This is a genomic window from Rhodococcus sp. T2V, assembly GCF_029269925.1.
In the GTDB taxonomy this organism is placed as follows: domain Bacteria; phylum Actinomycetota; class Actinomycetes; order Mycobacteriales; family Mycobacteriaceae; genus Rhodococcus_F; species Rhodococcus_F koreensis.
Window position 1 is genome coordinate 82,047 of the sequence record NZ_JARJBD010000021.1, and the last position, 23,001, is coordinate 105,047.

Sequence of the window (23,001 nt, forward strand, 5' to 3'; positions counted from 1 at the left end):
GTGAGTCCCTCGGTGTCGGCGAACACCAGTCGTCCGTCATCGAGGGCCTCCGCCCAACGATGCGCCGGCGCCCCATTCAAGGCCACGGTCCTGCGCATGGGACAGGTCGGCGTACAGGGCTGACGAGCGGCGCCGCCGCCACATCCAAACGAAAGAACACGTTTCACTCGTCCGGCGACCTGACCTCGCCGCCAAGGGCAACCTGTGTGTCAGTTATCAGTCCGCGCTGCTGCCGTTCGCGAACCTGCGGGGCCTCTTCGACAGCCGCAGCGGCGACCCGCTGCGCGATCCGGTGGTCGAATCGGTACTCGACGACGAGGATGGGCCATCGGGTGCCGGACGTCCCCGTCCCTGCCGGCGCCGGGTGTGCCACCCACGACGTGGGGTCGATGGCCCTCGACGAGAAGACGGTGTGGTCGTCGATCGTCGGCGACACGATCGCGAGCCCGCTCGGTCAGCCGATCGGGACGTGACGGTTCACAGCCCGCCGCCGACACCGGCGAGCAGTCTGCGCGCCCCCTCGTGGAGGCGGTCCCGGACGGTGGCGACGCTGGTCTGCATCGTGTCCGCCACCTCGTCGCAGGACATTCCCCGGTAGTACACGAGGGCCAGTGTCTCCCTTTCGAGGGCGGGCAGTGCTTCCACCGCGTCCAATACCGCCGACCTGCACGAATTCACTTGCATGCACTCATCGTCAATGACCGGCGGGGTCGGAGACAGGGACCCCAGGGTGACGAACTGCCCACCCAGGGGTGAGTGTGCGGGAAACGACCGTGTGGGAAACAACAGGGGGCCACCTTCCGGGGGAAGGTGGCCCTCTGTGTGCGGAGTCGATTCCGCGGTGGAGCCCCCTGTCAGGATTGAACTGACGACCGCTCGCTTACAAGGCGAGTGCTCTACCACTGAGCTAAGGAGGCGGACACGCGCGCCCATCATATCCATTGCAGGAACGTCGGCCACTTCCGCCCACATTGGATAGCGTTGGAACCATGAGTACCTCGGAGATCGCCACCGTCCTCGCTTGGCACGACGCCCTCAACTCCGGCGACATCGACACTCTGCTGTCGCTGTCGAGCGACGACATCGAGATGGGTGGACCGAAAGGCGCCACGCAGGGCCTGGCGGCGCTGCGGGAATGGGCGTCCACCGCGGGCATCACGCTGAATCCGCAGCGAATGTATTACTACGACGGAGTGCTGGTGGTCGAACAGCAGGCCACGTGGGCCACGGACCCGGAAGAGACGCGTATCCTGGCCTCTGCATTCCGTGTCGTCCACGATCAGGTCATCTCCACGTTCCGCCACGAGACACTCGAGTCTGCACTCTCCGCTACCGATTTGACCGAGAAAGACCTTGTCTCCGACACGTAGTATGTCCAAGCTCACAGAATCCCTCCAACGTCTCACAGGCGACCGTCGCGCAACGGTCGATGCGGTCACCGCTGCACCCACCCCGCTGCAGCCGATCGACCTCACCGACGATGCGGTCGTCGCCGAAGTACTCGACCTCGCCGTGCGAGTCGGTGAAGTCCTCCTCGCGTCCGGCACCGGTGCGATGGACACCGCCGAGCAGGTGCAGTTCATCGCCGCCACGTACGGCCTCGCCCAGTGCGATGTGGATGTCACGTACAACTCCATCGTGCTGTCGGCGTACCGCGGGCCCACCCTCCCGCCGGCGAGCACCATGCGGATCGTGCACTACCGCTCGATGGACTTCACCCGGCTCGCGGCGGTCGACCGGCTCACCCGGCGCATCCGCCGGGAAGCGGTCACCCCCGGCGAGGCGCACGAGGCCCTGACCGCGGTCACCACGGCGCCGCACCCGTACAACCGCTGGATCGCGACGCTCGCCTGGGCGTCGATGGCCGCGTCGGTGTCCGTGTTGATGGGTGGTGGGGTGCTGGTCGCGTCCGTCGCCTTCCTGACGACGATGGTGATCTACCGGGTCAACCGCGTCCTCAACCGCATCGGTCTGCCGTACTTCTTCCAGCAGGTGGCGGGCGGCCTGGTGGCCGCGACCCCGGCGGCGACGCTCTACACGTTCCAGGATCAGCTGGGTGTCGAGATCAGACCGTCGCAGATCATTTCGGCCGGTGTGGTGGTGCTGCTGTCCGGGCTGTCGCTGGTCGGTTCCGTGCAGGACGCCATCACGGGAGCACCGATCACGGCGGCGGCGCGATTCTTCGAAGTGGTCATGATGACCGGCGGCATCATCGCCGGTGTGGCCATCTCGTTGCGTCTGACCGGCGTGCTGGGTTCGACCCTGCCTCCGGTCAACGTCGAGATCACCGAACTCGTGCAACTCCCCGTGCTGGTGATGTCGGGCGCTTTCGCGTCGATGTTCTATGCACTGGCCTGTTACGCCGAGCAGCGGGCCCTGACGGCCGCGTGGTTCGGCGGCGCGGCAGGCGCGCTCGTGTACATGGTGGCGCACCAGTTCGGCATCGGCCCGATCATCGGTTCGGCACTCGCCGCCACCGTGGTCGGCTTCGCCGGTGGTCTGATGGCCCGCCGTGCGCTCACGCCGCCGTTGGTCGTCGTGGTGGCCGGTATCACGCCGCTGCTGCCGGGTCTGTCCCTGTATCGGGGTCTGTACGCCCTGCTCAACAACGAGGTCGTGATCGGACTGGGCTCGCTGCTGGCGGCGTTCGGTATCGGTTGCGCGCTCGCGGCCGGCGTCACACTCGGCGAATGGATCGCCCGGACTCTGCGGAGGCCGCGCATCCTGCGCCGCACAGACGACATCCGCCGCCCCGTTTTCAAAACGAGGCGGCGGAAGCCGGTCGAAACACACACACAGAAGGCGGCCTGAGGCAGTTTCAGGTGACGGCCTCTCGGCCGTCGGCCGGGCGCGACCGCCGGAATCTCACCGGACGGTCGTCCCGGCCCACAACGTCGCCGAATCGCGGGCGACGAGGAGGTCAGCTCTTGTCGACGCTGTGCCGTCCGCCCGACTTCTCGTCGGCCTCCATGGCCTCACGCAGGCTCTTCGGCCGCATGTCGGTCCAGTTCTTCTCCACGTACTCGAGGCAGGCTGCCCGGCTTTCCTCGCCGAAAACCACGCGCCAGCCTGCCGGCACCTCAGAGAACGTGGGCCACAGTGAGTGCTGGTCCTCGTCGTTCACCAGCACGTAGAAGCGGCCTTCTTCGTCATCGAACGGATTGGTGCTCATCTCGCCTCGCTTGTCGCATACGTGTCCTGTGCGTTCACACTAGCAAGCGTGCCGTTGCGGCCACGCCTTGTTACGACAGATGTAACGATCTCTCCCGCCCGCACGGCAACGTTCGACAAGAGCGACGACGTGATTCCGTGCGTTTTCTCCGTGCCGCCCTGCAGATAGATTCCCGCTGTGACGTCCGGCGAAACCGCCAATCGGTAATCTCGGCCGACTTCCCGCGGCGGGTGGGTTTTCGGCGCCAGTTCGCCGAGCAGCGGCTCGAGGGGAGCCGGGGTGAAACCGGTGGCCAGAATCAGTGCGTCGCAAGCAAGAGTGTCGGTGAGGCCGTCCACACCGCTGCGCACCGCCACCTCGATTCCGTCCGAAGTCTCGTCGACGGCAATGATCTCCGACGCGCGGCGCATGAACAGCCGGCGGCGCCCGCGCACGCGTTCCTGGTACTCGGTCGCGTAGAGCTCGTTGATGAGCTCGATGTCGACCACCGAATAGTTAGTACTCCTATGGACATCCAGCAATCGCAGACGCTCCTCCTCCGGGGCGCCGTGCAGGTCGTCCACGGCCTCCGGATCGAAGATGCGGTTGGCGTACGGACTGTCGTCGGCCGGGCTGTAGCCGTAACGCGAGAAGACGCTGTGGACTTCGGCTTCGGGGTAGTTTCCGTGCAGGTACTGGACGATCTCGGCGGCGCTCTGGCCCGCTCCGAGGACGACGAACCGCTGGTGAACCGGGGCCGGCATCTCGCCGAGCCGGAACAGGAATTGATGGTTGTGGAAGCACCGCGCAGAGGGATTGGCCCACTCGGGGATTCGTTCCCGCAGACCCGCGCCGACCACGACGTTGCGTGCGATCACCGCGCTGCCGTCGGCGGCACGGACCTCGAATCGGTCGATCACCCCGTCGTCGCCGCGGATTCCGCGTACCGTCTCCACCGCGGTGCCGTACCGCACGTCGGCGTCCACTCGGCGCGCCGCCCACTGCAGGTAGTCGTGGAACTCGTGACGAGTCGGGAAGAACGTCTGGTGATTGACGAAGTCGACGAGGCGACCCTGATCGAAGAGGTAATTGAAGAAGGTGAATGCGCTGCGCGGATTCCGGAACGTCACCAGGTCCTTGGGAAACGCGATCTGCATGGTCGCGCCGTCGAGCAGCATTCCGGGATGCCACCCGAATCGATCCTGCTTCTCGAAGAATTGCGCGCTGATCCGCTCGCGCGGGGGGCACTCCGCGTTGTGTTCCTCGATGGCAATGGCCAGTGCGAGGTTGGCGGGACCGAATCCGACACCCACGACATCTCGCACCGGGAGATCTGTACCGACCGTTTCCGGCGATTCACTCATAGCTCGTTGTCCGTCCTCGACGCCGCGCCGCACCCGACCCAGCCGCCGTCTGTCTTCCGGCAAGATAGTGAAGCCTATCCTTATTTCGAGCACAGTACCAAGTACTTCCGGCCCCCGAGGCGGCGAAGTCCGCCCCGGCACTGCGATCTAGATCACTCCTGATCATCGGGCACCGTCCGCCCATGCGGTGACCAGCGCCGACAACTCCGACGCCCAGCCACGGACCTCCTCGGCATCCAGCACATCCGAGGAGAAGGAGAAATATGCGTGGACGGGTCCGCCGCCGATCGGCTCGTAGAAGCTCAGCGTCAGATCCGAATCCGGCACACCCACCGGCACCGGCATGAAGCCGCCCAGCGCGTCGAGGTGACCGAGCCGGGCCTGCTCGTGATGAACGATCATGACCTGCGGACGAAGCACCGGCGTGTCGCCGAGCGCCTCCACCACGTCGGCGAATGCCACGTCCTGGTTGTCCAGCGCGTCGAGATTCGCAGCGCGGATACGCTGCAGCAACTCCACGGGATCGGGATCACCACTCGTATCCGTTCTCAGCAGAACGATATTGAAGAAGCAGCCGACCAGCGCGTCCAGCGTCTCCTCGGTGCGTCCCGCGACGAGCGACCCGAGCGGGATGTCCGTGCCGGCGCCGTGGCGGGTCAGCACGGTCGCGAGCGCCGCCTGCAACACCATGAACAGGCTGGTGCCCGTGTCGCTCGCGAACTTCGCGACCGCACTGTGCAGTTCCGCGTCGATCTCGACCGGCACGATCTCCGCCGTCCGCGGTCCGCGAACGCCCGGGGCGGGAAGTTCGAGCCGGGACGGCATTCCGTCCAGCGTCTCGTGCCAGTACGCGAGCTGACGGGACCGGCGGCTGTCCGGGTCCCCGGGATCGCCGGCGAGTGCCTGCGACCACACCACGTAGTCGGCGTATCCGACGGGCAGCGGTTCCCATTCGGGTTCGCCGCCGTGTGAGCGGGCGGCGTATGCGCCCATCAGGTCACCGAGCAACGGCACCACGGACCATTCGTCGACGGCGATGTAGTGCATCGCGAGGAGCAGCGCCTGGGTGCCGTCGGCACCGGTCACCAGATGCACCCGCAGCGGTGCGTGTTCGGTGAGGTCGAGGGGGGCCTGCGCCAACTCGAAGACCGTGCGGTGCACGTCCCCGTCCCCGACGTCGACGAGTTCGAGGGCGGGCCGCACCGCCTCCTGAGCGAACACGGTGTCCCCGACCTCCACATACACGGTGCGCAGCGGTTCGTGCCGCGACGTGACGTCGTCGAGAGCCCGCGCGAGGATCTCGGGGTCGACGGTGTCGCGAAGCTGCAGCGACAGTGCGTGACTGGCGCGCGCGTCGGCGCCGGCCGCCCGGAACTGCTTCCAGAACCGGCGTTGCGGCCCGGACAGCGGAAGGGTCTCGGGCCGGGGGTCCGACGCCGTCAGCACCGGCCTGCCCGTGGACGCGGCCGCCGCGACGATCGCGGAGAGTTCGGCCACCGTGGAACTGTCGAACACGTCCCGGATGCCGATGTCGACGGCGAACCGCCCACGGATCCGGCCCACCAGCCGCATCGACGCCATGGAGTTACCGCCGAGGTCGAAGAAGTTGTCGTGGATGCCCACCGACGGCAGGTGCAGGATCTCGGCGAACAGGTCGGCGATCTCCTTCTGCTCCGGCGTCTGCGGGGTGCCGTCCCCGGTCAGGGCCGACCAGTCCGGCAGCGGCAGCGCCTTGCGGTCGAGTTTCCCGTTGGGGGTCAACGGAAGTTCGCCGTCCAGCACGACCACGAGGGTCGGCACCATGTAGTCGGGCAAGCGCGCGGCGGCGTGTTCCCGCACCGCCCGCGGATCGATCTGCCCGGCCCCGAGCCCGTCGGCCGGGGTGACGTAGCCGACGAGGCGGACGATGTCGCCGGACCGATCGGCGACGACCGCCGACTGCTTGACCGCCGGATGGCTTCCCAGGGCCGCGATGATCTCGCCGAGTTCGATGCGGAACCCACGGATCTTCACCTGGTCGTCGACGCGTCCGAGGAAGTCGATGTTGCCGTCGGCCCGCCAGCGCGCCCGGTCACCGGTCCGGTACATGCGGGTGCCCGCGTCGCCGAAGGGGCTGGGCACGAACCGGACCGACGTGAGGTCGGGCCTGCCGAGATATCCGCGGGCCAGTCCGCGGCCGGCGATGTACAACTCGCCCGCCACCCCCGGCGGCACCGGCTGCAGGCGGTCGTCGAGGACGTACGCCTGTTCGTTGGGGTCCGGGATGCCGATCGGCACAGCGGAGTTCCACCCGGGCTGCGCCTGCCACAGTGTGTTGTTGACGGTGGCCTCGGTGAGACCGTAGGCGGCCAGCAGGTTGAGCCGTTCCGCCCACCGTCCGATCAGTTCCGGCGGCACGGTCTCCGTGCCCACCAGCACGGTGCATCCCTCGGGGACGTCGCATCCGGACGGCAGCGCCGCCAGCAGGGACGGCGGAATGATCGCGTGCGTCACCGAATGCGCGGCCATGAAATCGGTGAGTTCCGGTCCGGCGACGCGGGACTCGTCGGGCACGATCACCAGGCGGGAACCGGTGCAGAGCGCCATCGACAACTCGAAGACCGCCACGTCGAATCCGATCGACGCGAACTGCATCACCACCGAGCCCGGGATCAGTTTCATCCGCTGTTCGGCGGTGGCGACGAGGCTCGGGATCCCGTCGTGCGTGAGGATCGCGCCCTTCGGTTTACCGGTGGAGCCCGACGTGTAGATGACGTACGCGGCGTGGTCCAGGCCCCGCGGGGGCTGCGGCACCGGTCCGTCGAAACCGGCCTCGAGCTCCGCGACGACGGACTCGTCGTCGAGGAGAACGCGAACGAGGCCGTCGGCCTCCGCGATGCGTGGGCTCTCCCCCACCGTGGTCACCAGCACCCGCGCCGCGGAGTCGGCGAGCATGTAGGAGATGCGGTCGGACGGGTGGTTCAGGTCGAGCGGCAGGTACGCCGCCCCGAGCTTCAGCACCCCGAGCACGACCGCCACCATCTGCGCAGACCGCGGGACCGCCAGACCCACAACGCCTTCGGCCGAGACACCGCGGCGATGCAGCAGCGCGGCGATCCGGTCGGCGCGGGCACTCAGCTCCGCGTACGTCACCTCGCCCGCGGCGTCGACGACGGCCACGGCGTCGGGGGTCGCGGCGACGTGGCGCGCGAACGCCTCGTAGAACGTCTCCTCCGCCACCGGCTGTGCGGTGTCGTTGAACCCGTGCACCACCAGTTCACGTTCCTCGCCGAGGAACACGTCGAGGTCGCCGACGGCGCGCCCCGAGTCGGACGCGACGGCGCCGAGCACCTCGACCTGCCTGCGCGCGATCTTCTCCGCGGTGGCCCTGTCGAACAGGTCCGAACCGTATTCGAGGCGCAGTTCGACCCGTTCGTCGTCGAGGTATTCGGTGAAGTTGAACACCAGGTCGAACTTGGCCGTGCGTTCCTCGAACACCACCGGGGTGAGGGCCGATCCGGCTGCCTGCGCCGAATCGGACGTCCGGCTGTGGTAGCCGACCATCACCTGGAACAGCGGGTTCCGGGCCAGGGTCCGCGCCGGATTCACCTTCTCCACAACGGTTTCGAAGGGGACGTCCGAGTGCGCGAAGGCCGCCAGGTCGGTGTCGCGGACCCGTGCCAGCAACTGCTCGAACGTGGGGTTGCCCGACACGTCCGTCCGCAGCACCACGGTGTTGACGAAGAACCCGATCAGGTCGTCCAGGCCCTGTTCGCTGCGGCCGGCGACCGGTACCCCGATCGGCAGATCGTCGCCCGCGCCGAGACGGTGCAGCAACGCCGCCGACGCCGCGTGCAGCACCATGAACATGCTGGTTCCCGACGTCCGCGCGAGCGAACGCAGCGCCCGCGTCGTCGCGGCGTCGAGCGTCGTCTCGATGGCGCCGCCCGCGAAGCTGGGCCGCGCCGGACGGGTGCGGTCGGCGGGGAGCACCAACTCCTCCGGCGCCCCGTCGAGGGTCTTCGCCCAGTAGTCGAGTTGACGGCTGACGAGGCTTGACTTCTCCTGCGGGTCACCCAGGACGTCGCGCTGCCACAGCGTGTAGTCGGCGTACTGCACGGCCAGCGGCTCCCAGCCCGGTGCCGAACCCTGCGCGCGAGCGGCGTACGCCGTCATCAGGTCCCGCAGGAACGGACGGTCCGACCACTCGTCGGTGGCGATGTGGTGCAGCACGATCGCGAGCACCTGCTCGTCGCCGACGCGGATGAGGCTCGCGCGCACCGGGATCTCGGTGGCCAGGTCGAACGGCCGGCCGACGGTCTCGGTGACGAGCCGGACCAGGTCGGCCTCGGTGCCGTCCACCACCGCGACGTCGGGGCGGACGTCGTCCAGGATCACCTGCACGGGTTCCCCGTCGTGCTCGCCGAACACGGTGCGCAGCGACTCGTGCCGCGACACCACGTCGGTCAGCGCCTGTGCGAACACCGCCGGGTCGAGTGCGTCCCGCAGTCGCAGGACGATCGGGAAGTTGTAAGCGGCCGACGCCCCTTCCATCTGTTGCAGGAGCCAGAGACGTTGCTGCGCAGCGGAGAGCGGAAGATGCTCGGGCCGTGGCCTGGCCGCCAGCACCGGACGCGTCGACGCGGTGTCGTCGCCGATCCGGGTGGCGAGTTCGGCCACCGTCGGCGCCTCGAACAGGTCGCGCATGGTGAGGTCGGTGTCGAGCGCGGCCCGTGCCCGGCTGATCAGCCTGGTGGCGAGCAGCGAGTGACCGCCGAGGTCGAAGAAGTCGTCGTCGACCCCGGGCGCGGGAACGCCGAGGACCTCGCCGAACAGTTCGGACAGCACCCGTTCGGTGTCGGTGCGGGGTTCGGTGCGCGCACCGCCGCTGCGGCCGAGCACGTCGTCCGCGGACGGCAGCGCCTTGACGTCGAGTTTGCCGTTGACCGTCATCGGCAGCCGGTCGACCTCGATGATCGCGGCGGGCACCATGTAGTCCGGCAACGTTGCGCGCAGCGCCTGTGAGTACTTGTTAACGTCCGGCGGTTGACAAGTACTCACGGGTACTACGTACCCGACGAGCCGCTTGAATCCGCCCGGCCCCGAGTCGACGACGACCGCCGCCTGGCGCACGCCGTCCAGCGCTTCGAGCGCCGAGGCGATTTCGCCGAGTTCCACCCGGTGACCGCGGATCTTCACCTGATCGTCCGTGCGGCCCAGGAAGTCGAGGTTCCCGTCGTCACGCCGGCGGACGAGGTCGCCGGTCCGATACATACGTACGGATTCGCGGAACGGGTCGGCGACGAAACGCTCCGCCGTCAACGCGAACCGGTCGAGGTAGCCGCGGGCCAACCCGACCCCGGAGATGTACAGCTCACCGGGAACGCCGTCGGGAACGGGGCGCAGCCAGGCGTCCAGCACGTACGCGGACGTGTTCCAGATCGGTGTGCCGACGGTGGGCGTCGCGCTGTCGGCGGTGCCGGCACCGAGCGTGTTGATGGTGTACTCGGTGGGACCGTACAGGTTGTACCCGCACGTTCCGTCCGTGTCGCGCAACCGGTTCCACACCGAATCCGACACCGCTTCGCCGCCGAGAAGCACCAGCGGCGGCCGGTGCCGTCCCGGGCCGTCGTCGAGCAGACCCTCCTCGATCAGGTGCTGCGCGTACGTCGGTGTCACGTTGACGACGTCGATCTCGTGGGTGTCGCAGTAGGCCACGAGCGCCTCGGCGTCACGCCGCAGGTTCTCGTCGCAGATGTGGACCTCGTGGCCCTCCACCAGCCACAGCAGTTCCTCCCACGACATGTCGAACGCGAACGACACGGTGTGGGCGATGCGGAGTCGCCTGCCGCCCGCCGCGGCGACGACGGGCTCGAAGATCGCCTCCCGGTGGTTGAACTGCATGTTGGTCAGGCCGCGGTACGGGGTGACGACGCCCTTCGGCTTCCCGGTGGACCCCGACGTGTAGATGACGTACGCCGGATGGTCCAGGCGCCCCGGGGTTCCGGGCGCGAACCCGCCGAGTTCGGCCTCCGACAGCGGTGCGGACGCGACCGCGCCGAAGTCGAGAGTGTCGACGGCCAGCGTGTCGACGGTGGCCGCGGCGAGCGTCCCCGCGACGTCCGACGTGGTGACCAGGACCGTCGGCCGGGCGTCGTCGAGCATCGCGACGAGGCGCTCGGCCGGATGGTCCAGTTCGAGCGGCAGGTACGCGGATCCGGTGCGCAGAACCGCGAACAGCGCCACCACCATCTCCACCGTCCGCGGCAGTGCGAGCGCGACGATCCGTTCCGGTCCCGCGCCGCGGCCCAGCAGCAGCCGGGCCATCCGGTTCACGTCGGCGTCGAGTTCGGCGTAGCTCACGGCGCGGTCCCCGAACACGAGGGCCGTCTCGTCGGGACGGACGAGCGCCGCGTCGGCGAACAGGTCGGCGATGGTTCTGTCGGGCAGGGCTTTCGGCTGGATCGGCACGGGTGTTGCGGCACCGGCGATTCCGCCGACCATGCCCGACAGGTCCGTGGACCACTCCTCGAGCACGGTCACATACCGCGACAGCATGCGTTCGACCCGCGACGCCGAGATCTTCTCCGGGTGGAACTCGAATTTCACCTTCACGCTCGCGCCGGGTGTCACGACGACCGTGACCGGGTAGTGCGTGTGGTCGATGCTGTCGCCGCCGCTGATGTCGTGCGCCGCGTTGAGCGCCGACACCTGCTTCTCGTCCACGAAGTTCTGCAGCACGTAGAGCACGTCGAACAGTTGCCGGTGCTCGGAGACCCGCTGGATGGAGGCGAGCCCGAGGTAGTCGTACGGGGTCAGCGCCAACCGCTCGGACTGGATTCGCCGCAGCAGGTCGGCGACGGTCTCGTCGGCGCGCAGTGTCGTCCGGACGGGGACGGTGTTGAGGAACATGCCCGTCACCGCGTCGATACCCGGGACCTCCGGTGGCCGTCCGGCCACGGTGGTGCCGAACACGAGGTCGCGGCGTCCCGTCTCGATTCCGAGGACGACGGCCAGCGCGGCGTTCAGTACCGCGTTGAACGTGACACCGGCGCCGCGGGCACCGGCCCGGAGCCGTTCGCTCAGGTCCACCGGCAGCACGGCGTCGCGGCGCTGCGGTGGCTCCGGTTCCCCGGTGATCGTCGCGGCCAGCAGCGTCGGCTCGTCGAGCCCGGCGAGGGCGTCGGTCCACGCCGACTGCGCTGCGTCCGCGTCCCGGGTTGCCAGCCACCGCAGGTAGTCCTCGAAGGACCCTTCCGGGGCGGCGAACCCGGAGTCGTCACCGCCCGATTCGTACAGGGCGAGCAGCTGACTGACGACGAGACCGTTGGACCATCCGTCCCACAGCAGGAACTGCCGGTTGATCACCAGTCGGTCGTGGGAATCGCCGAGTCGCAACACCATGGCCCGCCACAGCGGCGGGGCGGTCAGGTCGAACGGTGTCAGCCGGTCCTGCGCCGTCAATTGTGCGGCGTAGGAGTCGCGTTCGGCCTCGCCGAGTTCGCGCAGGTCGAACTCGGCGACGGGCACGTCCAGTCCGGTGCCGAAGAACTGCACCGGCGCGGGCAGGCCAGCACTGACGAATCCCGCTCGCAGCGTGGGGTTGCGGCGTTGCAGGGTCCGCAGCGCGGCGGCGAGCCGAGCGGTGTCGAGGCGGTGCTCGAAGTCGAGGGAGAACTGTGCCGTGTAGATGTCGTTGCCGGAGTCGAACCCGGCCTGGAAGTACAGGCCCTCCTGCAGCGGCGACAGTGGCAGCACCGTGTCGATCCCGCTCGGGCTCGCCAGGGCGATCCGGTCGATCTCGTCCTGCGTCAGGTTCATGAGCGGCAGGTCGGACGGCGTGAGCATCGCCGGTCCGTCGTGTTCGGCGGCGACGTCGGCGAGTTCACGAAGTGCGGCCACCCAGCCGTCGCTCAACGCGACGGTGTCGGCCTCGCTCAGGTCGGCCTCCGACCAGGCGAACACGGCCTGCAGTTCGGTGCCCTCCGCGGATTCCTCGCACACCGCGTTGATCACCAGACGGTAGGGGCCGCCGAGATCGGCATCGGGATCGGTTGCCAGGGAGTCGGATTCGACCGCGGGAGTCCAGGGCCCGGGCGCGGCGTGCGGCATACGGCCCAGGTAGTTGAACAGCACCTGCGATTCGGACCGCGCCGCGAGGAGACCGGCGGTGCGCGCGTTGACGTACCGGAGCATGCCGTAGCCGATGCCGCCGTCGGGCGCCCCGCGCAACTGTTCCTTGACGTCCTTGAGTGTGTCGAGTGCGCCCGTCCTGCTGCGCAACCGGACAGGGGTGACGTTGGTGAGCCAGCCGACCGTGCGGGAGAGGTCCACGCCCTCGGCGAGTTCTTCGCGCCCGTGCCGCTCGAGGTCGACCAGCAGGTCGTTCTCGCGTCCGCGCTCGGCGAGCCAGCGGTCTGCCGACAGTCGCAGCGCCGCGAGCAGCACGTCGGTGACGTCCGCGCCGACGACGGCGGGCACGGTGGTCAGCACGGCCGTCGTGAGTTGCCGGTCCAGGCGGACCGTCCGCCGGGCGCCGCTGCTCACCACGGCGTGTCCCTCGGTGCCGGGCACCAGGTCGGCGCCGGGTTCGGTGACCCGCAGCCAGTGGTCGAGTTCGGCCAGGCGGGCCGGTTCCTGCGCCTGTTCGGTGACGATGCGGGCGAATCCGCGCAGCGATGTGGGCACCGGGTCGAGTGCCGCGTTCTCGCCGCTGTCGGCGGCCACCCACGCCATGGCGAGGTCCTCGATCAGGGTCCGCCACGACACCCCGTCGATCACCAGGTGGTGCGCGACGAGCAAGAGCCTGCCCAGTTCCTGCGGGCCTGCGTCGAACCACACCGCCGAGATCATGGTGCCGTCGTCGGGGTTCAACCGGTCGGTCGCGGCGTCGGATTCGGCTGCCACCGTCTCGCGCAGCGCGTCGGCGTCGAGTCCGGTGACGTCGACGCGGCGCAGTGCCACCTCGGCGGTGGCGGCGATCTCGAGCGACCACACGCCCGGAGCGTGCCGGGTGAGCGTCTGCCGCAGGCCGTCGTGGTGAGCGATCACCGAATTCAGGGCGGCAGCCAGGACGGCACTGGTGGTGCCGGCCGGTGTGTGCAGCAGGACGGCCTGGTTGAAGCGGTTCTTGCCGCCACTCCACTCGGACAGCCGGTGGACGACGGGCAGGGGCAGCAGGACGCCGGTGCCCGACTCCTCCACCCGCGGGGTCTGCGGGACGGCCGTGGCCTCGACCAGTCGCGCGAGCGCGGCCGGTGTCCGCTGTTCGAAGATCTGCCGCGGGGTGACGGTGATCCCCTCCCGGCGAGCGAGATTCACCAGGCGGATGGCGAGGATGCTGTCTCCGCCGAGCGCGAAGAAGTCGTCGTCCACCCCGACCGCCCCGAGACCGAGGACCTCGGCGTAGTGGCCGGCGAGCACAGCCGCGGAGCCGCTCTCCACGACCGGCGCGGAGCTCGCCTGCCCCGAAGTCGTGTGCGTGGAGAAGTCCGGCGCGGGAAGGGCTTTGCGGTTCAGCTTGCCGCTGGGGCCAAGCGGGAATTCCGCCACGTTCACGAACGCGACGGGCACCATGAACTCCGGCAGCGCCGAGGCCAGGCGCGCACGGACGTCGTCGAGGTCGGCGTCACCGACGACGTACCCGACCAGCTGTTGCCGGCCGGGCGCGTCCGAGCGCACGACGGCGGCGGCCTGCCGCACGCCGGGGCAGGCGGCCATCTGGGCTTCGATCTCCCCCAGTTCGATCCGGAAGCCGCGCAGCTTCACCTGATCGTCGATCCGGCCGAGGTACTCGACGGCACCGTCCGCGTCGACCCGTGCGACGTCACCGGTGCGGTACATGCGGGCCCCGGTGCGGGAGAACGGGTCGGCGACGAAGCGTTCGGCGCTCAACCCGGGCCTGCCCAGGTAGCCGCGGGCCAGCTGCGGCCCGGACAGATAGAGCTCACCGGCGGCGCCCGCGGGCACAGGCTGCAGGTACCGGTCGAGCACGTAGAGTCCGGTGTTGGACGTCGGCAGGCCGATCGGCACGGACGTCGCGGCCGCGTCGATTCCCTGGACGGACGCGGCGTAGCTGACGTCGACCGACGCCTCGGTGGGGCCGTAGAGGTTGTCGAGTTCCACCCCGGGCAGGAGTTCGGCGACGCGCCGCGCGGACGCCACGGGCAGCGCCTCACCGCTGCAGGAGATGATCCGCAGACCGGTGCACCGGGCGGCGGCCGGCTCGGCGAGGAACACCTCGAGCATCGAGGGGACGAAGTGCACGCGCGTGATCACCTGCCGCACGATGACGTCGGCGAGGTAGGCCGGGTCCTTGTGACCGTCCGGCCGGGCGAGCACGAGCGTCGCCCCGGCGAGGAGTGGTCCGAAGAATTCCAGCACCGACACGTCGAAGCTGGACGGTGTCTTCTGGAACACGTTGTCCGAAGCGGTGATCGGACGGAACCGCTGGACCCACAGCAGGCGGTTGACGATGCCGGCGTGCGGCACGACGACCCCCTTGGGCCGCCCCGTCGAGCCCGACGTGTAGATCACGTAGGCCGGGTGCCGCGGTGCGAGCGGGACACCGGTCAGCGGCTCGGGCGAGTACCGGTCGGCGTCGGACACCCGGACCTCCGGGACTCCGGACCCGGCGAACGTCACGGTGCCGTCGGTGAGCACGCACACCGGCTGTGCGTCGGCCAGCATGTACGCCAGCCGGTCCGCGGGGTACCCGGTGTCGAGCGGAACGTACGCGCCGCCCGCCTTCCCGACCGCGAGCAGCGCCACCATCAGATCCAGCGAACGCGGCAGTGCCACCGCGACCTTCGACTCGGGTGCCACCCCACGCTCGACGAGCAGCCGGGCGAGGCGGTTGGCGCGCGCGTGCAGTTCCGCGTACGTGAGGTGGTCGTCCTCGAACACGACGGCCACCGCGTCCGGTGTGCGCCCGGCCTGCTCCTCGAGCAGGGCCGTCACCGTCGTGTCGGGGAACTCCACCTCGACGTCGCGCAGTGCCGCCTCGATCGGCTCACGCGGCGCCAGCGGGACGGCGGACACGGTCTGGTCGACGTCGCGCGTCAGCTCGGCGAGATAGGCGATCGTCGACTCCGCGAACCGGGTCGCGGTCGTCGCATCGATACGGGCGGCGTCGTACTTCAACTCGAGCGTCAGCGCGTCACCGGGCACCACGATCAGCGTCATCGCGTACGGCGGATGCTCGTCGAAACGGATGCCGGTCAACTGCACCGCACCGGAGGGATCCGCGACCGCGCCGTCGCCGAGCGGATAGTTCTCGAACACGACCAGCGTTTCGAACAGGTTCTGCAGTCCCGCTTCCCGGCGCAGCTCGGCCAGTCCGAGGTACTGGTGGTCGAGCAGCGTCGACTGCTCGTGCTGCCACCGGGCGAGGGTCCCGGCCACCGTGTCGGCGGCCCGGTACCGCAGCCGGGTGGGAACGGTGTTGATGAACAGACCGACCATGGTCTCGATGCCGGGCAGGTCGCCGCCGCGGCCCGACACGGTCGAACCGAACAGCACGTCCTCGCGGCCGGTGAGGCGGCCGAGGACCAGGCCCCACGTGCCGTGCACCAGCGTGCTGAGCGTCAGTCCGCGGGCCCGGCCCACCGCGGTGAGGGCGGCGGTGTCTTCCGACGGCAGAGCCACCCGGACACTGCGGATCCCGGACTCCCCCTTCAGTGCGGGGGTCGGTAGTTCCACCGGTTCGGGGGCGTCTGCGAGCGCCTCCCGCCACACCGCGAGCGACGCTTGACGGTCCCGCGCCCCCAGCCATTCGAGGTAGTTCCGGTAGGGCGTCGGCGTCGGCAGCGCCTGCGGCGTCCCCTCGACGCTGTACAACGCCATCAGTTCCCGCAACATCACCGGCACCGACCAGCCGTCGGCGACGATGTGATGAATCGACTGCAGCAGAAGGAACTTCTGCGGCACATCCCCCGTCGCTTCGCTCGCCCCGGGTTCGACCCGGGCGAGCGTGTACCGCAGCAGGGGACCGCGGGCGAAGTCGAAGCCCCGCGCCCGGTCCGCCGCCAGCACCTCTTCCACGCGCGGCGCCGGATCTGCGACGCCGGTGAGATCGAGCACCTCCATCGGCACCCGGACGTCGTCGCCGACCACCTGGACCACCCGGCCGTCCGATACCGCCCGCACCCCGACGCGCAGGGCCGCGTGCCGGTCGACGACGGTCTGCAGTCCGCGGTGCAGCGCCGCCGCGTCGACGGGCCCGGTCAGTTCGATCACCTGCTGCACCACGTACGGGTCCGCACCGGTGTCTTCGAACGCCGACTGGAAGTAGATGCCCTCCTGCAGCGGTGTCAGCGGCAGCACGTCGGCCGCTCCCGCCAGCGCGTCCACGTCCGGCTGAGTCAGCGAGACGAGCGGGAAGTCCGACGGCGTGTGACCGCCGAGGCGGTCGACCCCGGCGAGCACCCGCAGCACCGCTGTCCACTCGTCGGCGAGGGCCCGGACGGCGTCGCGGGTGAGCACACCGGGAGCCCACGTCAGCGTCGTACGCAGCACCGGACCGTCGGCGCCGTCCTCGGCGATCACGTCGAACGCGAGGGCATGTCCGAGCGGCATCCGCGGGTCGTCGGCGCCGCCCATCGCCCGCGGCAGCCAATCGGCGCCGGCGCCGGACGTCACCCGTCCGAGGTAGTTGAACAGCACCTGGGGCGTCGGTGCGTGCGCGAGTTCCGGTTTCGGCACGCCGAGGTAGCGCAGCGCGCCGTAGCCGAACCCGGAACCCGGGATGCGGCGCAACTGGTCCTTCACCGCCTTGAGTGCGTCGGCGAGTCCCGCCTCGTCCGCGGCCGCACCGGGGTCGAGCGCCACCGGGTAGACGGTGGTGAACCAGCCGACGGTGCGGGAGAGGTCGAGGGCGGGTCCGTCGGTGCGGCGCACGAGGTCTTCCTCGCGTCCGTGCCCTTCGACGTCGAGGAGCACGGGGCCGGGTTCGCCGTCCCGCCACCTCCGCAGCGCCACCGCGGCACCGGTGAGAAGTGCGTCGTTGACGTGGCCGTGGAACGCTGCGGGCACGGTGGACAGCAACGGCCCGGTGAACTCCGCAGGCAGTGTCACCGTGAGGGTTTCGGCGTGACCGGCGAGGTCGAGGGCCGGGTCGAGCGCACGCGAGCCGAGGAGCGCGTCGGGGGTGGCCGCGACGTCCGCCCAGAACCGCAGTTCGTGGTCGAACGCGCCCGACTTCGTGTGCTCGTCGAGCAGTTCGGACCAGCGGCGCAGCGACGTCCCGACCGGGGGCAGTTCGGGGACGCCTCCGGCCGCCGCGGCGGTGCCCGCGCGGGCGAGGTCTTCGAGGATGATGCGCCAGGACACCCCGTCGACCACGAGGTGGTGCCCGATCAGCAGCAACCGGCCGGACCCCTCGGCGGCGGAGAAGAGGACCCCCTGCAGCATCGTGCCCGCGTCCGGGTCGAGCCGTGCGACGGCCGCGCGGGTCTCGCTGTCGAGTTGTTCGGCGCTGCCGTCGAATTCGACGACCCGGAGGATTCCGTCGACCGCCGCCGGGGACGGTTCCGGCACGGAGAGTGTCCAGTGGTTACCACGGACCAGCGTCGCGCGCAGGGCGTCGTGCCGCTCGAGCACCGCCGCCAGGGCCGCCCGCGCGGCAGGTTCGTCGAGGGCTGCCGGAGTCTGCACCAGCACCGACTGGTGGAACGCGGCGATCTCGCCGCCCCTCTCGGCGGTGCGCGCGAGGATGGGGGTGCCGCGGACGTCACCGATTGCGACGTCGTCGGAATCCACGGCGGCCGCGGTCCGGCCGTCCTGCGCCAGGGCGAGCGCCTCGGCGGTGCGGAGCTGGAAGATCTCCCGCGGGCTGATCGAAAGCCCTTCCCGCCGAGCGTGGTTGACCAGCTGGATCGCGACGATGCTGTCGCCGCCCAACGCGAAGAAGTCGTCGGTGACGCCGACCGAGTCCACCCCGAGGACACCTGCCATCAGCGCAACCAGGGTTTCCTCGGCGGCGGTGCGGGGCGCGACGTTCTCACCGGCCGCGCCGAGGTCCGGCTCGGGCAGTGCTCGCCGGTCCAGTTTTCCGTTGGGGGTGAGCGGGAACCGGTCGAGGACGACGAACGCAGATGGCACCATGTACTCCGGCAGCTTCGACGACGCCCAGACCCGCAGCTCGGCGACGTCCGGCACCGAATCCTGCTTCGCCACGACGTAGGCCGCGAGATACTGTGCACCCGCGGGTGTTTCCCGCACGACGACGGCGCTGTGCCGGACTGCGGGGTGCGACACGATGCCCGCCTCGACGTCCTCGAGTTCGAGCCGCATGCCCCGGATCTTCACCTGGTTGTCGGCGCGGCCGAGGAAGTCGAGGGTGCCGTCCGGCGCCCACCGGGCGAGGTCGCCGGTCCGATACAGCCGGGAACCGTCGTTCGCGAACGGGTTGGCGACGAAGCGGGACGCCGTCAGCTCCGGTGCGTCCACATAGCCGCGCCCGAGAAGGAATCCGCCTGCGTACAGTTCACCGCCGGTGCCGACCGGCACCGGGTTCAGGTTCTCGTCCAGCACGTACAGCTGGGTGTTGGGGTTCGGGCGCCCGATCGACGTCGCGATCCGCGCGGCGTCCTCCCGGTAGATCACGTGCGACACCCCGATCGTCGCCTCCGCCGGACCGTAACCGTGGTACATCGTGATGGCGAGTTGCGCTCGGAACCTCTCGAACAGCCGGGGTGTGAGAACCTCACCGCCGCACCACACGTGCTTCAGCGCCGACATCCGGTCCGTGCCCCGGGACAGGTCGAGCAGCACGTCCAGCATCGACGACACGAGGTAGACGAACGTCACCGACTCGCGCGCGATCAGGTCCAGGAGATACTGCGGGTCCCGTTCCCCGCCGGGCTCGGCCACCACCAGCCTGCCACCCGCCACCAGCGGCAGCAGGATCTCGTTCACGGAGATGTCGAAAGACAGCGGCGCCTTGAACAGCGACGCGTCCGAACGTCCGAATCCCAGGATCTCGTCGCGCTGCCACAGCAGTCGCGCGCAGACGGCCTCGTGCCGGATCATGGCCCCCTTGGGCCTGCCCGTCGAACCCGACGTGAAGATGACGTACGCCAGCCGCGCACCCTGCACGGTCACCGCGGGCGGTGCGGTCGGCTGCCCGGAGTGCGCCCACGCCGCGAGGTCGACGGGAACGGCCCGCTCCCCCGCGTCGGTGACCCCGCCGGGGCCGGTGAGGACGAGGGCGGCCCCGGCGTCGGCGAGCACCGACGTCCGGCGGTCCTCCGGCCACGACGGGTCCAGGGGCACGAACGCCCCACCCGAGCACATGACGGCGAGCAGTCCGATCACCATTTCCGCGGAGCGCGGAAGGCCGATCGCCACAACGGTTTCCGACCCGACACCGCGCTCGAGGAGGTGCCGGGACAGCTGCGCCACCCGCTCTCCGAGCTCCCGGTAGGTGAGCCGGACGTCGCCGGCGATCAGAGCCTCGGCATCCGGTGTCCGCGACACCTGGGCGTGGAACAGTTCGGGCACCGTCACCGATTCCTGCGGGGACGCCGTGTCGTTGAACTCCACCAGCAACTGCCGGCGCTCGGCCGCGGTCATCGGATCGAGCGACGCGATGGGTTGCGCCGGGTCGGCGACGATCTGCCCGACGAAGTGCTCGAGCCGACGGCGGTGCTCCTCGAGCTCGGCCCCGAGACCGGCCGGGGCCCGGAGGTCGATCTGGATGGGCTCCGAATCCTGCCCACCGCGGATCGAGAAGTCCAGGTCGCGGACCGGTCCGGTCGCCGAACCGCGCACCCACGCCGGGAATCCGCCGAACGTCAGCGAATGCTCGAACATCATGGAATTGATTCCGGGACCGAAGATCTGGCGGTCCGGGTCGATCGACCGCAGTTCGCGGGCGAGGTCCTCACCGCGGTAACGCCCGTGCCGCAGCACCGAGATCAGCGTCGTGTCGATGCGGGTGGCGAGCTCACCCACCGTCATCTCGGGATCCACCTGCACCCGGAGCGGCAGGATCGTCGAGCACATCCCCGGGATGCGGCGCAGTTCGCGCCCGACCCGCGCCGTCATCGGCAGCGACAACGTGAGGTCGCGGCGGCCTGTGAGCCGGTGGATGTATGCCACGACCGCGGCGAGCGGCAGCCGGGTGCGCCGGATCCCGGCATCGGAGGCGAAGGCGTAGAGCGCGTCGGCGTCGTCCCCGTCGATCTCGACGAGGGCGGAGATCGGCGTCCCGGAGTGGTCGACGACCTGCGGGAGCAGGCGGGGTGGTTCCGGCGCGTCGACGACCTGCCGGATCCAGAAGTCGCGGTCGGATTCGAAACGCTCCGAGGCGCGGTAGTCGCGATCGGACGCCACGAGGGAGTCGAGCGGCCACGGCGCCGTGGACGCCTCGAGTTCCGGATGGTCGTATCGATCGACGACGTCCGCCACGAGCAGGGTGATGCCGTAGCCGTCGATGAGGCTGTGGTGGTAGCGCTGGTACCAGATCACCGACTCGTCCCCGATGCGCAGCAGGGCGTGCCGGAACAGCGGTTCGTCGCCCTCGATGTCGACGACCGTCTCCATGTCGCGGTCCATCCACGCGCGCGCGCTCGCTTCGGGATCCTCTTCGCGGCGCAGGTCGACGACGCTCAGGGTCCACGCGCCGGGCGCTGTCGGCACCTGGAGCAGTTCGTTGCCTTCACCGCGCTCGAAGCGCACGTGCAGGGCGTCGGCCCGTTCGACGGTCTTCCGGATCGCCGCGGCCGTCCGGTCCAGATCGATCGGGCCCGCGACCTCCACGACGAGCGAGAGGTTGTAGACCGGGCTGCCCGGGTTCAGCTGCTGCCCGACCCACACCTCGGACTGCGCGGCCGTCACCGGCAACGCGACAGGCGTCGAACTGGCGCCGACCGAGGAAGAAGCGCTCTCAGCCGAAAGGTGCTGAAGGCGAGCAGCCGCCGAGTGGTCCGGAGACATGGGTGATCCGATCGTCCGTCGAGAGCGCCCGTCCAACGACGGGCACCCGAGGAAGTTTAGGTTAGGCTACCCACCAGCAACAAGCCGGCTGCCAGCAAGTTCACAGGCGATGATTATCACGGCGGCAATGTCGGTTCAATCTCCCAGACCGCGTGTCCCCCGCACTGCCAACAGAATTCCCCCCGCCAAAGCGGTCACTACGTCGGGTTTTGCCTCATAAACATACCGTGCGTTCGTTCACTGAGGAGGCCCCGGCGGTGTCGGTTCCCGAGAGCAGCCGTCCAGCAACCGCAGCGGCCCGGCAAACCTATTCGTGCCAGACCGCGGTGTTCCCACCACGACGCTTGGCGGCGTAGAGGGCGATATCGGCGTGATGGAGCAACTCGTCGACCGTGCGAGCCGACGTACTGCGCGCCATCCCCACACTGATCGTCACGACGAGCAGTTCGTCGCCGACGTCGATCGGCGACGTGATCGAGGCGAGCATCCGGTCGACCACGTCGTCGACGTCCAGTTCGTCGACGTCCGGAAGGATCGCGACGAACTCGTCGCCGCCGAGTCTGCCCACCGCGGACGGCGTCCGCATCGCGTGCCGCAGATGCTCGGACACCGCCTGCAGGATGGAATCGCCGACGCGATGGCCCCGGGTGTCGTTGACCTCCTTGAACCCGTCCACGTCGAGGAACAGCGCGACCGCCGGACCCACGCCGGGCTCGAACAGGCGCTGCAGATGCTCCGTGATGGCCGCACGATTGAGCAGCCCGGTGAGACTGTCGTGCGTGGCCTCGTGCAGAAGCAGCGCATGCGCCTCCTCCGCCTGCTTCTGGGCGGTGACTTCCGCGGTGACGTCCCGGAAATGCACGACCAGCGCGCCGGCGTCGGCCGCGGCGGTCACCTCGATCGTCGCCCCGGGCCGATACAACGAATCCACCCGGGTCTGCTGCTGCGTCCCGGTGGCGAGAACCTTGCGGCACAGCGCGTCGAAGTAGCTGCCCTGCGTTTCGGGGAGAACCTCGGTGACGACGCGGCCGAGCAACTCCTCCCGCGACCGTCGTACGTGCCGCAGGCAGACGGAGTTGACGTAGATGATCCGAAGGTCCCCGTCGAACGCCATGAACCCCAGGCCCACCCGGTCGAGCAGCGACGCGAGCTGGGCGTCCCGGCCGGCGACGTGTCCGAGTTCGATGACGACCCCCGTCAACTCGACGGGAGCCCCGGACGCATCGGTGGTGACGTCGATGCTGCGGGTGAGGATGTACCGGGTCGACCGATCCGTCAGCACGATGCGGAACACGCATTCCGCGCCGACCGAGCCGGCGGTGTCCGCGAACATGCGGCGCACCGTGCCGATGTCCTCGGAATGGACGCGCTCCCGCCACAATTCGAGCGGCGGCAGGGAACCGTCGTCCCCGAAGATGGCGGCGGCCTTCTCGTCCCACCACAAGGTGCCGTTCGCGACGTCGTACCGGACGATGCCCACCCCGAGGCGCGGAATGCCCAACGCCATCAGATCCTCGCCGTCACCGTGATCGCCCCCCAGCCACTCGAAGATCCACCCTACTCACAACG

8 protein-coding genes and 1 tRNA gene are annotated in these 23,001 nt (G+C 69.5%); 3 read left to right on the forward strand and 6 right to left on the reverse strand.

The window, feature by feature from the left end; genetic code table 11:
* Nucleotides 1-332: 332 nt before the first annotated feature.
* The gene (locus P3H15_RS19450; protein WP_276138752.1) at nucleotides 333-473 is read left to right on the forward strand and encodes a hypothetical protein; all 141 of its coding nucleotides are present in this window, start codon (nucleotides 333-335) and stop codon (nucleotides 471-473) included.
* Between the two features lie 4 nt (nucleotides 474-477).
* On the opposite strand, the gene P3H15_RS19455 is transcribed toward P3H15_RS19450, so the two are convergent.
* On the reverse strand, nucleotides 478-684 hold the full coding sequence (locus P3H15_RS19455; protein ID WP_276138753.1) for an RNA polymerase sigma factor: 207 nt from the start codon (nucleotides 682-684) through the stop codon (nucleotides 478-480).
* A gap of 158 nt (nucleotides 685-842) precedes the next feature.
* Nucleotides 843-917 (reverse strand) — tRNA-Thr (locus P3H15_RS19460).
* 72 nt (nucleotides 918-989) lie between these two features.
* Between P3H15_RS19460 and P3H15_RS19465 the strand changes: the two genes are divergently transcribed.
* Nucleotides 990-1,370, forward strand: coding sequence for a nuclear transport factor 2 family protein (locus P3H15_RS19465; protein ID WP_072947940.1), 381 nt, complete (start codon nucleotides 990-992; stop codon nucleotides 1,368-1,370).
* 1 nt (nucleotide 1,371) lies between these two features.
* Entirely contained in the window at nucleotides 1,372-2,811 is a 1,440-nt protein-coding gene (locus tag P3H15_RS19470) for a threonine/serine exporter ThrE family protein (protein ID WP_276138754.1), read from the forward strand.
* A 109-nt stretch (nucleotides 2,812-2,920) separates the two neighbouring features.
* Here the strand turns inward: P3H15_RS19470 and P3H15_RS19475 are convergent, their stop codons facing one another.
* The 4 genes from P3H15_RS19475 to P3H15_RS19490 all read right to left on the reverse strand — a co-directional run bounded on the left by P3H15_RS19475 (nucleotide 2,921) and on the right by P3H15_RS19490 (nucleotide 22,939).
* Nucleotides 2,921-3,172 carry an MbtH family protein gene (locus P3H15_RS19475; RefSeq protein ID WP_005244517.1) on the reverse strand — a complete coding sequence of 84 codons (252 nt, stop codon included), beginning with the start codon at nucleotides 3,170-3,172 and terminating at the stop codon, nucleotides 2,921-2,923.
* On the reverse strand, nucleotides 3,169-4,515 hold the full coding sequence (locus tag P3H15_RS19480) for a lysine N(6)-hydroxylase/L-ornithine N(5)-oxygenase family protein (RefSeq protein WP_276138755.1): 1,347 nt from the start codon (nucleotides 4,513-4,515) through the stop codon (nucleotides 3,169-3,171). Before P3H15_RS19480 ends, P3H15_RS19475 begins: the two co-directional genes overlap by 4 nt.
* Before the next feature lie 162 nt (nucleotides 4,516-4,677).
* Nucleotides 4,678-21,432 (reverse strand): non-ribosomal peptide synthetase, encoded by a 16,755-nt coding sequence (locus tag P3H15_RS19485; protein ID WP_276138756.1) that lies wholly within the window; start codon nucleotides 21,430-21,432, stop codon nucleotides 4,678-4,680.
* 307 nt (nucleotides 21,433-21,739) lie between these two features.
* Nucleotides 21,740-22,939 (reverse strand): sensor domain-containing diguanylate cyclase, encoded by a 1,200-nt coding sequence (locus tag P3H15_RS19490; RefSeq protein WP_276138757.1) that lies wholly within the window; start codon nucleotides 22,937-22,939, stop codon nucleotides 21,740-21,742.
* Between the last annotated feature and the right edge of the window lie 62 nt (nucleotides 22,940-23,001).